This is a genomic window from Achromobacter sp. UMC71 (genome assembly GCF_014170305.1).
GTDB lineage: Bacteria > Pseudomonadota > Gammaproteobacteria > Burkholderiales > Burkholderiaceae_B > Achromobacter.
In genome coordinates, this window is sequence record NZ_LZZT01000037.1 from 50,352 (window position 1) to 65,715 (window position 15,364).

Consider the following 15,364-nt stretch of genomic DNA (forward strand, 5'->3'; position numbering starts at 1 on the left):
ACGGCGACCTGCGGGGACGCGCCGCGGCCGGCGCGCGAATATGACACTTCATACCGGCCGGGCTCGGGCATAATCGTCGGCATCGGCCTCTTGCGGCTTGATTGCCGAGAGCGGCCGCTTAAAACAAGATAGATAAGAAAGCGGAGTAAAGCTCAATGATGAATGCAGTACACCCCCTGTCCTCCATGAACCGGCCCGAGGCGCTTCCTTTCGAGCCCTACCATGACGCGGTGGCGGCGGTTGACCGGCTGGTGGAAATCTACGCGCGCAACACGGCTTTCCTGCGGTCGGCGTTCCGCGAAGTCCTGAAGGGTTCGGGCAACGGCCGTGAACGGGCCCGTGCGTACTACCCGGCCATCCGCATCCTGGTCGAAACCTACGACCCCATCGATACCCGCCTGTCGTACGGCCATGTGGCCGAGCCCGGCATCTACCAGACCACCGTCACCCAGCCGGCCCTGTTCCGCGATTATCTGATCGAGCAGGTCGGCCAGTTGCTGCAGAACCACCGCGTGGCGGTGGAGGTGGGCGAATCCGATTCCCCGATCCCGCTGCATTTCGCCTTTCCGGAAGGCGCCTACGTCGAAGGCGAGCACCTGGAGGCGTTGAAGCGTCCCTTGCGCGATCTGTTCGACGTGCCCGATCTGGCCGTCACCGACGACGCCATTGTCAACGGTTCCTGGCGCGGCAAAGAGGGCGAGCCCAAGCCGCTGGCACCCTTTACGGCGCAGCGGGTGGACTACTCGCTGCATCGCCTGCAGCACTACACGTCCACGGCGCCCGCGCACTTCCAGAATTTCGTGCTGTTCACCAACTACCAGTTCTACGTCGATGAGTTCTGCGCCCGAGCCCGGGCGCTGATGGCCAGCGGCAATGAAGACTACGAGATGCTGGTCGAGCCGGGCAACCGTATCACGCGCCGGGGCGAGTCCGCGCCCGCCGACGAAGGCCAGGGGCCGCGGCTACCGCAGATGCCGGCCTACCACCTGGTGCGCGGCGACCATTCCGGCATCACCCTGGTCAATATCGGCGTGGGTCCGTCCAATGCCAAGACCATCACCGATCACATTGCCGTGCTGCGGCCGCACGCCTGGCTGATGCTGGGTCACTGCGCCGGCCTGCGCGATTCGCAGCGCTTGGGCGACTACGTGCTGGCGCATGGCTACGTCCGCGAAGACCACGTGCTGGATGCGGACCTGCCCACCTGGGTGCCGGTGCCGGCCCTGGCTGAAGTGCAGGTGGCGCTGGAGCAGGCTGTGGAGGAAGTCGCGGGGCTGTCCGGCTGGGACCTCAAGCGCATCATGCGCACCGGGACGGTGGCCACCATCGACAACCGCAACTGGGAGCTGCGTGATCACGTCGAGCTGGTCGAGCGTTTCGCGCAGTCGCGCGCCATCGCGCTGGACATGGAATCGGCCACCATCGCGGCCAACGGATTCCGCTTCCGCGTGCCTTACGGCACGCTGCTGTGCGTCTCCGACAAGCCACTGCATGGCGAACTGAAGCTGCCGGGCATGGCCAGCGCCTTCTACCGGCGTCAGGTCAACCAGCATCTGGAAATCGGCATCCGGGCGTTGGAACGCCTGCGCGACATGCCGCCCGAGCGCCTGCATTCGCGCAAGCTGCGCACCTTCATGGAAACCGCGTTCCAGTAAGCCTTCAGCGGCGGTTTTCAGGCATTTCCCGGCGCTTTCCGAACGATTTTGCCGCGTTCGGAAAGCGTTTTGTCATGTGACGCGAATGCGTCCCGGATTTTGCCGGCGATTTCGACGAGCGGGAGGAGTTGCGCTATGCTCCGCCGTTGCCGGGAAAACCCCCGGTTCCCGCCGCGTGGCTGGCGGGGCATTTTCGCTCTGAAGGAACACGACTTTGGCATTATCGGAACACGATCAGCACCGCGGCAGCGGCAAGGCGGGGGCACCCGCCCCGACCGAACTGCGCCGCGCCCTGTCGGCGCGCCATCTGACGATGATCGCGGTGGGCGGGTCCATCGGAACCGGTCTGTTCGTGGCCTCCGGCGCCACCATCGCCCAGGCGGGCCCTGGCGGCGCGCTACTGGGCTATGTGCTGATCGGCGTGATGGTCTATTTCCTGATGACCAGCCTGGGCGAGCTGGCCGCCAGCATGCCGGTGTCGGGATCGTTCTCGACCTACGGCGCGCGCTACGTGGAAGAAGGCTTCGGCTTCGCGCTGGGCTGGAACTATTGGTACAACTGGGCCGTCACCGTGGCGGTGGACCTGGTCGCGGCGCAGCTGGTCATGGCCTACTGGTTCCCGGACATTCCCGGGGTGTACTGGAGCGCCTTGTTCCTGGCGATCACCTTCGGCCTGAACGCCTTGTCGGCACGCGGCTTCGGCGAGGCCGAATTCTGGTTCGCGCTGATCAAGGTCGTGGCGGTGCTGGCCTTCGTGGCGATGGGCGTGATGATGCTGCTGGGCATCATTCGCGGCGGCGAAAGCGGCGGCGTGGCCAACTGGACCGTGGGCGACGCGCCGTTTGCCGGCGGTTTTGCCGCGCTGATCGGCGTGGCGATGGTGGTGGGCTTTTCGTTCCAGGGCACCGAACTGATCGGCATCGCCGCGGGCGAATCCAAGGACCCCGCCAAGAACCTGCCGCGCGCCGTGCGCCAGGTGTTCTGGCGCATCCTGCTGTTTTACGTGGCGGCGATCCTGGTGATCGGCCTGCTGATTCCCTATACCGATCCGCACCTGCTGCGCAATGAAGTCACCGACATCAGCGTCAGCCCCTTTGCCTTGATCTTCGAGCGCGCGGGCCTGTTGGCCGCGGCGTCGATCATGAACGCGGTGGTGCTGACCTCGGTGCTGTCGGCCGGCAATTCGGGCATGTACGCCGCCACGCGCATGCTGTACAGCCTGGCACGCGACGGCAAGGCGCCTGCCGTGTTCGGCCGGATTTCGCGCTCGGGCGTGCCGTTGTGGGCCCTGGTGGCCACCACGGTGGTCGCGGCGCTGTGCTTTTTCACCTTCGTGTTCAGCCCCAAGGCGGTCTATATCTGGCTGCTCAATACGTCGGGCATGACCGGTTTCATCGCCTGGCTGGGCATCGCTATCAGCCACTACCGGTTCCGCCGCGGCTACGTCAAGCAAGGCCGCAACCTGGCCGATCTGCCCTATGTGTCGCCGTTCTTCCCGTTCGGCCCGATCTTCGCTTTCGTGCTGTGCCTGATCATCACGCTGGGCCAGAACTACCAGGCCTTCCTCGAGCAGCGCATCGATTGGGGCGGGGTCGCCGCCACGTATATCGGCATTCCGCTGTTCCTGTTGATCTGGCTGGGCTATCGGCTGGCCAAGGGCTCGCGCTTCGTGAGCTACAAGGACATGACCTTTCCGGATGCCCGGGCGCGCAGCGCGTACCTGGATTCGGCATTGCGGGGAGAGCCCGCGGCGGGCATGCCGCCCACGGGCGAAGCCTCTGGCCGCAATGCCTGAATGAACGCCGCCCCTTTAAGGGCCGGCGTTTTAGTTTCGTGACGGGCGCATGACGCGCCCGGTTGTCCGCTTATTCGATGTTCTGCGCCTGCTCGCGCATCTGCTCGATCAGCAGCTTCAAGTCCATGGCCGCGCGGGTGACTTCCATGCTGCCGGCCTTGGAGCCCAGCGTGTTGGCTTCGCGGTTCATTTCCTGGAACAGGAAGTCCAGGCGCTTGCCGGCGCTGCCGGCGTTTTTCTTGCCGCCGGTCTTGCCGCCGCCGTCGGTGAGCAGGTGGCGCAGTTCTTCCAGGTGCGAGCGCAGGCGCGACAGCTCTTCGGCGACGTCGATGCGCAGCGCGAACAGGTTGGCTTCCTGGGACAGGCGTTCGGACAGCTCGGCGCCGCTGATGTGGGTGAAGCCGCCGGGGAAGGCCGATTCGACGCTTTCGCGCAGCTTGGAGGCGAGCTTGTCGCGGTGATCGGCCAGCAGCTGGGGCAGATGGTTCTGGACCAGTTCGACGATGCCCGCGACGCCGTCGGCGCATTCGCGCATCATGCCGGCCAGGCGTTCGCCTTCGCGTTCGCGGCCGTCCTGCAATTGCTTCAGGGCTTCCTGGGCAGCTTGCAGGCAGGCGGCGCCCCAGACTTGCGGGTCCAGCGCGTCGTTGCTGCGCTGGCCGGGCCAGTTGAACAATTCCACCAGACGCGGTGCGGCGATATCGGGCAGGATGCGGCGGGCGGCCTGCAACTGCTCGGCCAGGGTTTCCAGCCAGGCCGGTTCCAGCTTGGACAGGTCGGTGCTGGCATTGCGGGTGTACGACACGCGGATTTCGACCTTGCCGCGCGCCAGTTGGGCGGTCAGCAGTTCGCGCAGCGGCGTCTCGACGTGGCGCAGCTCGTCGGGCAGGCGGAAGTAAAGGTCCAGGAAGCGGCTGTTGACGCTGCGCAGTTCCAGCGCCAGCGTGCCTTGTTCCAGGTCTGCCCGGGCGTTGCCGAAGGCGGTCATGCTGCGGATCATGGTGTGGGTTTCCTTTTGCTGTTTTGGGGCCGGGCCGCGCCGGTTCCGCCGGCCCGCTGTGGCGGGGGCGGGTATATGCAGCCCGTACATCGCGGCAGGATACTCCAAACGCGGATGACACTGGGCGCGGGCAGGGCGGCAGCGGGCGGCCGCTGCGGGCATCGTTCCCGAGGGCGCTGCCCGTACAATGCCGCCAATCAAATCTGACTGGAGCTTTCCCATGACCACCGCCAATGCCATCGCCCGCCCGTCGGGCCGCGCCGTCGACGAACTGCGGCCCTTCAGCCTGGAGCGCGGCTTCACGCGCTATGCCGAGGGCTCGGTGCTGGTCAAGGCCGGCAACACTCATGTGCTGTGCACCGCCAGCGTGCTGGAAAAGGTGCCCCCTTTCCTGAAGGGCAAGGGCGAGGGCTGGGTGACGGCGGAATACGGCATGCTGCCGCGCGCCACGCACACCCGCAGCGACCGCGAGGCGGCCCGCGGCAAGCAAAGCGGCCGCACTCAGGAAATCCAGCGCCTGATCGGGCGCAGCCTGCGCGCGGTGTTCGACATGCGGGCGCTGGGCGAACGCACGCTGCACCTGGACTGCGACGTGTTGCAGGCCGACGGCGGCACGCGTTGCGCCAGCATCACCGGCGCCTGGGTGGCGGCGGCCGATGCCGTGGCCTTGTTGATGCAGCGCGGCGATCTGGCCGTGAACCCGATCCGCGACGCGGTGGCGGCGGTGTCCGTGGGCCTGGTGGATGGCCGCGCGGTGCTGGACCTGGACTACCAGGAAGATTCGGCTTGCGACGCAGACGTGAACGTCATCATGACGGGCAGCGGCGCGTTCGTGGAAGTGCAGGGCACCGGCGAGGGCGCGACGTTCACGCGCGCGGAACTGGACGCGATGCTGGCGTTGGCCGAAGGCGGCATTGCCGGTCTGGTGCGCGAACAACGCGCAGCGCTGGGCGGCTGATACCGGCAGCGGGATGGCGTCGAAGGGCTGCCATCCCGAGCCGGTGGTTCCGACGTCCGGCCGTCATGGGCACCCCGGGTAGAACCCGCCGTGCCGGTGCCGGGCCGGGCGCGACGCGCTTGCGGCGGTCGGCCCGCGATTACCGCAGCAGCGGTTCGATCCGTTCCGTTTTTTCCAGGTTCCAGATGGCGCTGATCAAGCTTTGCAATTCGGCGTCGGTCGCGGCGTCCGCGTAGCGGCCCAGGCTGAGCGTCTTGGCTTCGATTTCGGGGCGCGACAGGGTATTACCGGGATCGCCCTTGGGTTCGTCGACCCGGCCGTGCAACTGGCGGCCATCGCGGGTGTACACCGTGACCTTGCCGATCCAGCGCTGCGGGTAGGCGGCGTCGACTTCGGGGTCGAGCGCCATCGTGACACGGGCGCGGAAGGCGGCGACGGCCGGATCATCCAGCGCGGCGTCGAAGTCGGGCAGACCGGCGCGGCCCTTGCGGGCGATGAGACCCAGCACCGTACCCATGGAAAACTTGGATTGATGCACCGTGCGCGGGTCGACCACGGGGCCGAGCACGTCGATGGCGCCCTGGTGCACATGGGCCACGACGCGGTCGATGCCGTCTTCGGTCAGGTTGTGTTCGCGCAGCACCTGCTGCAGCGCGTCGGCGGCGGGATGGGTGTGGCGGCAGGACGCGTGGAACTTGAACGAGGTTTCGGCCAAGGCCCAGCGGGCGCCCAGGCGGTCGGTCAGGCGTGACGGATCGGCGTCGCGGGACATGCCGGCGGCCATGCCCTGCGGGCCTTCCAGGATGTGGCGCGCGCCGGTGAAGCCTTCGCGCGCCAGGTAGGCGGCGGCGATGCCGTTGGCGGCGGCGCGGGCGGTGTGCAGCTGCTTGGAATCGGCCGCGTCGCGCAGGAATTCCCACAGGCCGGCGGCCTGGGTGCCGGCCGAGCCCAGGGCGTTCAGCATGGCCTCGGGCGACAGGCCCAGCAGGCGGCCGGTGGTGACGGCGGCGGCCAGGGTGCCAGCGGTGCCGGTGGTGTGGAAGATCTTGTAGTGCGACCGTCCCAGGAATTCGCCGACGCGGATGCCGACTTCGTACCCGGCCACAGCGGCCACCAGCAGATCGCGGCCCGAACTGCCCAGCGCCTGGGCGACGGCCAGCGCCGGCGGGAACACCACGGCGGCGGGGTGGAACACCGACCCGTTGTGCACGTCGTCCTGCTCGACCACGTGGGCGGCGGCGGCGTTGACCATGGCGGCGAACACCGGCGAGGTGCGGCGCCGGTTGATCAGGATTTCGCTGGGGCCGTCGGCCGGCCCCATGGCGGCGGCGTAACGGTCGATGGCCAGCACCGGACGGGCAGAGGCGCCGGCCAGGATCGAGGCCAGGCAGTCCAGCAGCAGGTCTTCGGCGCGGCGCAGCACCGGGGCGGGAATGTCTTCAAAGCGCAGGTTGGCCGCAAAAGCGGCGAGTTCGGCGCTGAGGTGGGGAGTGTCTTTGGCGGCGGTCATGTCAGAAAGAGCGGGGCAGGCCCAGGATGTGTTCGGCGACGTAGGACAGGATCAGGTTGGTCGAGATCGGCGCGACCTGATACAGGCGGGTTTCGCGGAATTTGCGTTCGACGTCGTATTCGGTGGCAAAACCGAAGCCGCCGTGGAATTGCAGGCAGGCGTTGGCGGCTTCCCAGGAGGCATCCGCGGCCAGCAGCTTGGCCATGTTGGCCTGGGCGCCGCAAGGCTCGTGGGCGTCGAACAGGCGGCAGGCTTCATAGCGCATCAGGCTGGCGGCCTCGACGTTGATGTGGGCCCGCGCGATGGGGAACTGCACGCCCTGGTTCTGGCCGATGGGACGGCCGAACACCATGCGTTCCTTGGCGTAGGCGGTGACCTTGTCCACGAACCAGTAGCCGTCGCCGATGCATTCGGCGGCGATCAGGGTGCGTTCGGCGTTCAGGCCGTCCAGGATGTACTTGAAGCCCTTGCCTTCCTCGCCGATCAGGTTGTCGGCGGGGATTTCGAGGTTGTCGAAGAACAGCTCGTTGGTTTCGTGGTTGACCATGTTGGGGATCGGGCGGATCGACATGCCATGTTTGACGGCTTCGTGCAGGTCGACCAGGAAGATGGACATGCCTTCGGACTTGCGGGTGACCTGGTCCAGCGGTGTGGTGCGGGCCAGGAGGATCATCAGGTCGGAGTGCTGCACCCGCGAGATCCAGACCTTCTGGCCGTTGATGACGTAGCGGTCGCCGCGGCGTACGGCGGTGGTCTTGATCTTGGTGGTGTCGGTGCCGGTGGTGGGCTCGGTGACGCCCATGGATTGCAGCCGCAGCTCGCCCGCGGCGATGCGCGGCAGGTATTCGCGCTTTTGCGCTTCGGAGCCGTGGCGCAGCAGGGTGCCCATGTTGTACATCTGGCCGTGGCAGGCGCCGGAGTTGCCGCCGCTGCGGTTGATTTCTTCCATGATGACCGAGGCTTCGGTCAGGCCCAGGCCCGAGCCGCCGTATTCCTGGGGAATCAGCGCCGCCAGCCAACCGGCTTCGGTGAGTGCGCGGACGAAGGCTTCGGGGTAGCCGCGTTCTTCGTCGACTTTGCGGAAGTATTCAGCGGGAAATTGCGCGCACAGGTCGCGTACGGCTTCGCGGATGTCCTGGTAGGCGTGGGAGGCGTCGGGCATGGGGTCGGATGGGGTATCGGTGTCGGTGAATGAATCGGTACAGGATCGAATGTGCCGCAAGAGGCCGCGCCTGCCAATTCACGATTCATTAATACGGGGTTCCTGTTCGCAAAAGCGCACTTATGTGACGGCCGTTTGTCATGCGGGGACGGGGATGTGTCAAGAAATTGCCAAACTGCATCTCCATAATCGCCTCGATACGCCTAGGTGGCGATGCAACAGATGGATGGATATGCGGAAAAATCTCAGGGTGACGACGGCGGTTTCGGCGATTCTGGCGATGTTTGTGGCGCTGTTCGCGCTGGCGGCCGCGGCGGGGATCGCCGTGCTGCGCGATAACCGGGCCGATCTCGAAGCGCTCGGCCGGGGCAGCATCGAGCGCGCCAGCGACCTGTCGGACATGACCAGCCGCCTGTTCCAGGCGCGCGCGGCGCTGACCGACGCCAAGACCGCGATGGAAGGCGGGCTGGAAGCGGCCCGCGACCAGTCGCTGAACCAGGCCGACACGCTGCTCAAGCAGGCCGCGGCCAGCCTGGCGCGGCTGCGCGCCAATGCCGACACCAGCGCGCAGGGCGCGCCGCTGTTCGACCAGGCGTTGGCGGCCAACGCCGCCTTCGCCGACCAGACCCTGGTGCCGATGTTCAAGGCCATCAAGGGCTGGAACGGTATCGAGGTCAACCGGCTGGTGGACAAGGTGTTGCCGGTGAGCGGGGCCGCCTACGTGAAGCAGGCGGACGCCTACCAGGCCTACGCCCGGGCGCAAGGGCAGGCCGCGGTGGCCGACGCCAGCCAGACGATGCAGCGGGTGACGGTGGTGGCGGCGGCCGTGCTGGCCTTCGTGCTGGTGCTGGCGGTGCTGATCCGGCTGGCGTTCCGCCGCCGTATCCTGCGGCCGCTGAACGAAGCCGGCGCGCACTTTGACCGCATCGCCGACGGCGACCTGACGGGCAATATCGCCATGCATGGCGACAACGAGATTGGCGTGCTGTATTCGGCCATGCGTCGCATGCAGACGGGCCTGTCGGCGGCGGTGGCGTCGGTGCGCCACGGCGTCGAGGAAATCCATACCGGCTCGGGCGAGATCGCCGCGGGCGGGGCCGACATGTCGGACCGCACGGCGCGCCAGGCCGGCTCGCTGCAGGAAGCGGCGGCCAACATGACGCAACTGGCGCACACAGTGCAGCTGACCGCGGGCAACGCCGACCAGGCCAGCCGCCAGGCCCTCTCCGCGACCCAGTTGGCCCAGCGCGGCGGCGAGGCGGTGCAGGAAGTGGTGATCAGCATGCAGGGTATCGCCGACAGCGCGCGCCGCATCGGCGAGATCGTGGGCGTGGTGGACAGCATCGCCTTCCAGACCAACATCCTGGCGCTGAACGCGGCGGTGGAAGCGGCGCGCGCGGGCGAGCAGGGCAAGGGTTTCGCGGTGGTGGCGGGCGAAGTGCGCTCGCTGGCCCAGCGCAGCGCCCAGGCCGCCAAGGAAATCAAGGGCTTGATCGAGGATTCGGGCTCGCGGGTGCAGGCCGGCGTGCGTCAGGTGAACCTGGCCGGCGACACCATGCGCGAGATGCGGGCGTCGGTGGACAAGGTGACGCAGATCGTGGCGGAAATCTCCGCCGCCACGGCCGAGCAGGCCGCCGGGATCGCGTCGGTCAATGACGCGGTGGCGGACATCGAGCGTTCGACCCAGGAGAACGCGGCGATGGTGGAGCAGACCGCCGCCGCCGCGGCCGCGCTGGAGCAGCAGGCGCAAGGCCTGCGGCGCGCGGTGTCGGTATTCCAGATCGCCCAGGCGGCCGAGGCGGCCGCCCGGCAGGCGTCAGGGGGAGAACTGCGGCAGGGCGGCGCCGCGGTAGCGCTCGGTCACCAGCGACAGATTCCCATGCTTGACCTTGTGCTTGACATGGGCAGCGGCCGACGCGATGTCCTCCGGGCGGATGCGCTCGCATAACGAGGGGGTGACGGTCAGCGCGCCGACCCCCAGTGTCACGAACGGGAAGAAGCGCGGCACGCCGTAGCGGTCTTCGGCCTCGATGCCGCCGTTGCGGCGGCCCTGGTCGTCGTACAGGTCGATGGCGCGCTCATTGAATTCGGCGATGATGCGCTGGATGCGCTCGGTCCAGTCGGGGCTGCGCAGCAGCACCACGAAGTCGTCGCCGCCCACGTGGCCGACGAAGTCGCGCAGCGGGTCGCAGTGGCGCTTGATGACGTCGGCGGTCAGCATGATCATGTCGTCGCCGCGCCAATAGCCGTAGACGTCGTTGAACGGCTTGAAGTTGTTCAGGTCGCCATAGCAGATGGTGAAGTCGGCGGCGTCGTCCAGCAGCGTGGCGATGTGTCGGCTGATGGGGATGTTGCCCGGCAGCGAGGTCAGCGGATTGGCATAGCGCGCGGCCTCGATGCGCATTTCGGTCACCGAGCGCACCAGCGTCTCGCCGGTGGCCAGGCCGTCGTAGCGGCCGTCGCGGGTGATAATCAGGCCGTCCATCAGGTAGCGCTGATCTTCCGAGATCAGCACGTGGCTGAGTTGGTCGATGGACACGTCCAGGTCCACCAGCACCGGCTCGGCGTTCATGAAGGTCGAGCAGGCATCGCGGCCGAACAGTTCGCGGGTGTAGCGCTGGGCGTAATGCTCGGAGAAATCGCGCCGGTTGATGATGCCGACCGGGCGGTTGTCGCCGTCCACCACCGCCACCGCGTGCTGGCTCTTGTGTTCGATGAACAGGCGGTGCACGTCGTCATTGGTGTGCTTGGTCAGGAGCGCGGCGGGCGCCTCGACCCGCAGGCTGGCGGCGGTGCCGCCGGCCGAGCGTTGCGACAGCGGCGCCGGGGTACGCACTCGCAGGGAATCGCGCAACGGCGCCGTCAGCTCGGTCAGCAGCGCCTCGTCCGGGCGGCCCAGCAACCAGCCCTGGGCATAGCGGATTTCCAGGTCACGCACCACGGCCAGGTCCTCGGCGGTCTCGATGCCTTCGGCGACGATGGCGGTACCCAGGTACTGCGCCACCTTGAGAATGGCGCGCACCATGTTCTGCTTGCGGTCGTCGTGGCCGATGCCGTTGAAGAAATAGCGGTCGATCTTGACCAGGTCGGGCTGCATCTCGGACCACAGCTGCAGGTTCGAGTTGCCCACGCCGTAGTCGTCCAGCGCGATGCGCATGCCGTATTCGCGCAGGCAGGCAAAAGCGCTGCCCAGCGTGGCCATGTGTTCGGACAGGGGGTCCTGTTCGGTCAGCTCGACGATGATGTTGGACGGCGCCAGCGTGCAATCCTTGAGCAGGCGCAGCGGCATCTCGTCGCCCCACAGCGTCCAATAATGGATCAGGGCGGATCCCGACAGGTTCAGGAACAGCTTGCCCGGCGCCTCGTTCTGCGTGAAGCCCTGGGCGCCGGCGCGAAAGCTGGCCAGTTCCAATTGCGGATGCAGGCCCTGGCGCCGGGCTTCGGCGAACAGGGCGTCGGGGAAGTGCAGGGCGGTGTCGACCGGCCCGCGGATCAGGCTTTCGTGGCCGTAGATCCTGCTGTGAGAAAGGTCGATGACGGGCTGGAAGCGCGGCCGCAGCAGGCGCTCGCGCAGGATGCCGGCCAGACTGACGGACGCGGGCGCCGCGCCGCTGGGAGGGAGGGGCGCACCGGCCGCGGTCGGCCGTGGCAAAGCGTGAAGTGGGTTCATCGCCGGGACGTTCAGATACGATCAGTGACAAGATTAGTGATATTGACCACTGAATATTTCTGTGTTGTTGCGGTTACACGTAACAGGCGGTCTTCAATGACGACCGCGCCCTATACAATTTGCCCCATGACTTCCCCCAACATTCCCGATTCCCTGCGCCGCGTCGTGCTGGCTTCCAACAATGCCGGCAAGCTGCGCGAGTTTTCCGCCTTGTTCGCACCGCTCGGCATCGAACTCGTGCCGCAGGGCGAACTGGGCGTGCCCGAGGCCGAAGAGCCGCACGTCACCTTTGTCGAAAATGCGCTGACCAAGGCCCGCCACGCCAGCCGCCTGACGGGCTTGCCCGCGCTGGCTGACGATTCCGGCCTATGCGTGGCCGCGCTGGACGGCGCCCCGGGCGTGTATTCCGCCCGCTACGCCAAGATGCACGGCGGCGAAAAATCCGACCAGGCCAACAACGCGCTGCTGGTGTCCAAACTGGCGTCGGCCACCGACCGCAGCGCCTGGTACGTAGCGGTGCTGGCGCTGGTGCGCAGCGAAAACGACCCGCGGCCCCTGATCGGCGAAGGCCTGTGGCACGGTGAAATCATCGACCAGGCCGAAGGCGCCAACGGCTTTGGCTACGATCCGCACTTTTACTTGCCCGACCTGGGGCTGACGGCCGCGTCCCTGGACCCCGAGGAAAAGAACGCCATCAGCCACCGCGCCCGCGCCCTGCGCGAACTGCTGGGCAAGCTGAACCAGGTTTGATGACGCCGGCGCCCGCGCCGCGTCCAGGAACACCGCATGTCCATCACCATACCCATCCGCTCTGAAATGGGCGCGGCTCGTCCGCGTCTGGTCACCCCCGCTGGCGCCACGCTGACCAGCCTGCCGCCGCTGTCGGTGTACGTGCACGTGCCCTGGTGTGTGCGCAAGTGCCCGTATTGCGACTTCAATTCGCACCAGGCCCCTGGCGAAATCCCCGAACGCGCCTATCTGGATGCGCTGCGCAGCGACCTGGAGCAAGCCTTGCCGTCCATCTGGGGCCGCCAGGTGGTGTCGGTCTTTATTGGCGGCGGCACGCCCAGCCTGCTATCGGCCGCCGGCCTGGACGAGCTGCTGGCCATGCTGCGCGCCTGTCTGAACCTGTGGCCCGACGCCGAAATCACCATGGAAGCCAACCCCGGCACGGCCGAGGCAGGCCGCTTCCGTGACTACGCGGCCAGCGGCGTGACCCGGTTTTCACTGGGCATCCAGAGTTTCGACGACGCCCAGCTGAAGAAGCTGGGCCGCATCCATGATTCGGCCCAGGCCCGAGCCGCGATCGACATGGCCCAGCGCGCCGCGCCCCGCGTCAACCTGGACATGATGTTCGCCCTGCCGGGGCAGACGCTGCAGGCCTGTGTGGCCGATCTGCGCCAGGCCATCGGTTTTGGCACGGAGCACCTGTCGCTCTATCACCTGACGATGGAGCCCAATACGGTGTTCGCCAAGTTCCCGCCCGAGGACCTGCCGGACGACGACACCAGCGCCGCCATGCAGGATGCGGTCGAGGCCGAACTGGCCGGCGCCGGCCTGGCTCGCTACGAGGTGTCGGCGTACGCCCGTCCCGGCGCGCGCAGCCGCCACAATATGAACTATTGGGAATTCGGCGATTACCTGGGCCTGGGCCCGGGCGCGCACGGCAAGCTGTCGTTTCATGACCGCATCGTGCGCGAGGCACGGCTGCGCAACCCCGATTCCTGGATGCAGGCCGCCACCGCCCGCGACGGCAGCCACCTGTCGGAAAACCGCCAGGTGGGCCCGGATGAATTGCCCTTCGAGTTCATGCTGAACGCCCTGCGCCTGAAGGATGGGGTGGCCAGCACGATGTTCAGCGAGCGCACCGGCCTGTCACTGGCCGCCATTGCGCACCAATTGGAGGCAGCCTCCAAGCGGGGCCTGCTGGACGCCGATCCGACCCGCTTGCGGGCTACGCCCCTGGGCTGGCGATTCCTGAACGACCTGCAGGAAATGTTCCTGTAGCAGTCTGGCACCAAAATGGGGCATTCGTGCCCCATGATTTGCACCATATTGGTGCTACATTTTCCTTCACCTCGCCACCTCCTCGGGCAATCCCGGGGGTAGAACCTGGCACGCTTATTGCTTCCCTCTTTTATGCCAGTCGAGAGCGGCACAGCCCTCGACCCTTTTATCTAATGGAGATGACATGGCAAGCCCGAAAGACGTCCTGAAACAGATCGCCGATAACGAAGTCAAATTCGTGGATTTCCGCTTTACCGATACGGTTGGCCGTGAGCACCACGTGTCCGTGCCCACCACCGCGATCGACGAAGACAAGCTGGAAAGCGGGCAGGCCTTCGACGGTTCGTCGATTCCGGGCTGGAAGGGCATCGAAGCCTCCGACATGCTGCTCATCCCCGACCTGTCGACCGCCAATCTGGATCCGTTCCGCGAAGAGCCGACGCTGATCCTGTCGTGCGACGTGGTCGAACCGTCCGACCTGAAGGGCTATGACCGCGACCCGCGTTCGCTGGCCAAGCGCGCCGAAGCCTACCTGAAGGCCTCGGGCCTGGGCGACACCGCCTACTTCGGTCCGGAACCCGAGTTCTTCGTGTTCGACGGCGTGACCTGGAACACCGACATGTCGGGCACCTTCGTCAAGATCAAGTCCGAAGAAGCCTCGTGGTCGACCGGCCTGGAATTCGAAGGCGGCAACACCGGTCACCGTCCCGCGGTCAAGGGCGGCTACTTCCCCGTGCCCCCGGTCGATTCGTTCCAGGACATGCGTTCGGAAATGTGCCTGCTGATGGAACAAATGGGCGTGCCGGTCGAGGTGCACCACCATGAAGTCGCCGGCGCCGGCCAGCTGGAAATCGGCACCAAGTTCAGCACCCTGGTGCAACGCGCCGACTGGACCCAGATCGTCAAATACGTCGTGCACAACGTGGCCCACGCCTACGGCAAGACCGCCACGTTCATGCCCAAGCCCATCGTTGGCGACAACGGTTCGGGCATGCACGTCCACCAGTCCATCTGGAAGGACGGCCAGAACCTGTTCGCGGGCAACGGCTACGCTGGCCTGTCGGAATTCGCGCTGTACTACATCGGCGGCATCATCAAGCACGCCCGCGCCCTGAACGCCATCACCAACCCGGGCACCAACTCGTACAAGCGCCTGGTTCCGCACTACGAAGCCCCGGTCAAGCTGGCTTACTCGGCCCGCAACCGTTCGGCCTCGATCCGCATTCCGTACGTCGGTAACCCGAAGGGCCGCCGCGTCGAAGCGCGTTTCCCGGACCCCCTGGCCAACCCGTACCTGGCCTTCTCGGCCCTGATGATGGCCGGCCTGGACGGCGTGCAGAACAAGATTCACCCCGGCGATCCCGCCGACAAGAATCTGTACGACCTGCCGCCGGAAGAAGACGCCAAGATCCCGACCGTGTGCTCCTCGCTGGAACAAGCGCTGGAAGCCCTGGACAGCGATCGCGAGTTCCTGACCCGTGGTGGCGTGTTCAGCAACGACATGCTCAACGCCTACATCGACCTGAAGATGGGCGATGTGAACCGTCTGCGCATGACCACGCACCCGGTCGAATTCGACATGTACTACAGCCTCTGATCGCTAGAGG

At 66.7% G+C, this 15,364-nt stretch carries 10 protein-coding genes and 1 pseudogene; 7 read left to right on the top strand and 4 right to left on the bottom strand.

Features of this window, described 5'->3' with window-relative positions; translation table 11 throughout:
• The first annotated feature begins 155 nt into the window (after window positions 1–155).
• Window positions 156–1,655, top strand: coding sequence for an AMP nucleosidase (locus A9974_RS18055; RefSeq protein ID WP_370539646.1), 1,500 nt, complete (start codon window positions 156–158; stop codon window positions 1,653–1,655).
• A gap of 214 nt (window positions 1,656–1,869) precedes the next feature.
• Entirely contained in the window at window positions 1,870–3,450 is a 1,581-nt protein-coding gene (locus A9974_RS18060; RefSeq protein ID WP_304503320.1) for an amino acid permease, read from the top strand.
• 70 nt (window positions 3,451–3,520) lie between these two features.
• Here A9974_RS18060 and A9974_RS18065 read toward each other — a convergent pair whose 3' ends face one another.
• Complete coding sequence (locus tag A9974_RS18065; protein WP_183005544.1) at window positions 3,521–4,450, bottom strand: YicC/YloC family endoribonuclease; 930 nt, start codon at window positions 4,448–4,450, stop codon at window positions 3,521–3,523.
• 220 nt (window positions 4,451–4,670) lie between these two features.
• On the opposite strand from A9974_RS18065, the gene rph reads away from it, so the two are divergent.
• The gene (gene rph, locus A9974_RS18070) at window positions 4,671–5,408 is read left to right on the top strand and encodes a ribonuclease PH (protein WP_183005545.1); all 738 of its coding nucleotides are present in this window, start codon (window positions 4,671–4,673) and stop codon (window positions 5,406–5,408) included.
• Window positions 5,409–5,547: 139 nt separating this feature from the next.
• Here the strand turns inward: rph and A9974_RS18075 are convergent, their stop codons facing one another.
• Both A9974_RS18075 and A9974_RS18080 read right to left on the bottom strand, forming a co-directional pair.
• Window positions 5,548–6,918, bottom strand: a complete 1,371-nt coding sequence (locus A9974_RS18075; RefSeq protein ID WP_183005546.1) for an MmgE/PrpD family protein — start codon at window positions 6,916–6,918, stop codon at window positions 5,548–5,550.
• A 1-nt stretch (window position 6,919) separates the two neighbouring features.
• A complete protein-coding gene (locus A9974_RS18080; protein ID WP_183005547.1) occupies window positions 6,920–8,080 on the bottom strand; it encodes an acyl-CoA dehydrogenase family protein in 1,161 nt (386 codons plus the stop codon).
• A gap of 232 nt (window positions 8,081–8,312) precedes the next feature.
• Here A9974_RS18080 and A9974_RS18085 point away from each other — a divergent pair.
• Window positions 8,313–9,746: pseudogene (locus tag A9974_RS18085) on the top strand (methyl-accepting chemotaxis protein); the annotation flags it as partial.
• 150 nt (window positions 9,747–9,896) lie between these two features.
• Here the strand turns inward: A9974_RS18085 and A9974_RS18090 are convergent.
• Window positions 9,897–11,750, bottom strand: a complete 1,854-nt coding sequence (locus A9974_RS18090) for an EAL domain-containing protein (protein WP_255468221.1) — start codon at window positions 11,748–11,750, stop codon at window positions 9,897–9,899.
• 126 nt (window positions 11,751–11,876) lie between these two features.
• Here A9974_RS18090 and rdgB point away from each other — a divergent pair, with 126 nt between their 5' ends.
• The 3 genes from rdgB to glnA all read left to right on the top strand — a co-directional run bounded on the left by rdgB (window position 11,877) and on the right by glnA (window position 15,354).
• Window positions 11,877–12,500 carry an RdgB/HAM1 family non-canonical purine NTP pyrophosphatase gene (gene rdgB / locus A9974_RS18095; RefSeq protein ID WP_183005548.1) on the top strand — a complete coding sequence of 208 codons (624 nt, stop codon included), beginning with the start codon at window positions 11,877–11,879 and terminating at the stop codon, window positions 12,498–12,500.
• A 36-nt stretch (window positions 12,501–12,536) separates the two neighbouring features.
• Window positions 12,537–13,757, top strand: coding sequence for a radical SAM family heme chaperone HemW (hemW, locus tag A9974_RS18100; RefSeq protein WP_183005549.1), 1,221 nt, complete (start codon window positions 12,537–12,539; stop codon window positions 13,755–13,757).
• 184 nt (window positions 13,758–13,941) lie between these two features.
• On the top strand, window positions 13,942–15,354 hold the full coding sequence (gene glnA / locus A9974_RS18105; RefSeq protein ID WP_025136498.1) for a type I glutamate--ammonia ligase: 1,413 nt from the start codon (window positions 13,942–13,944) through the stop codon (window positions 15,352–15,354).
• The last annotated feature ends 10 nt before the right edge of the window (window positions 15,355–15,364 follow it).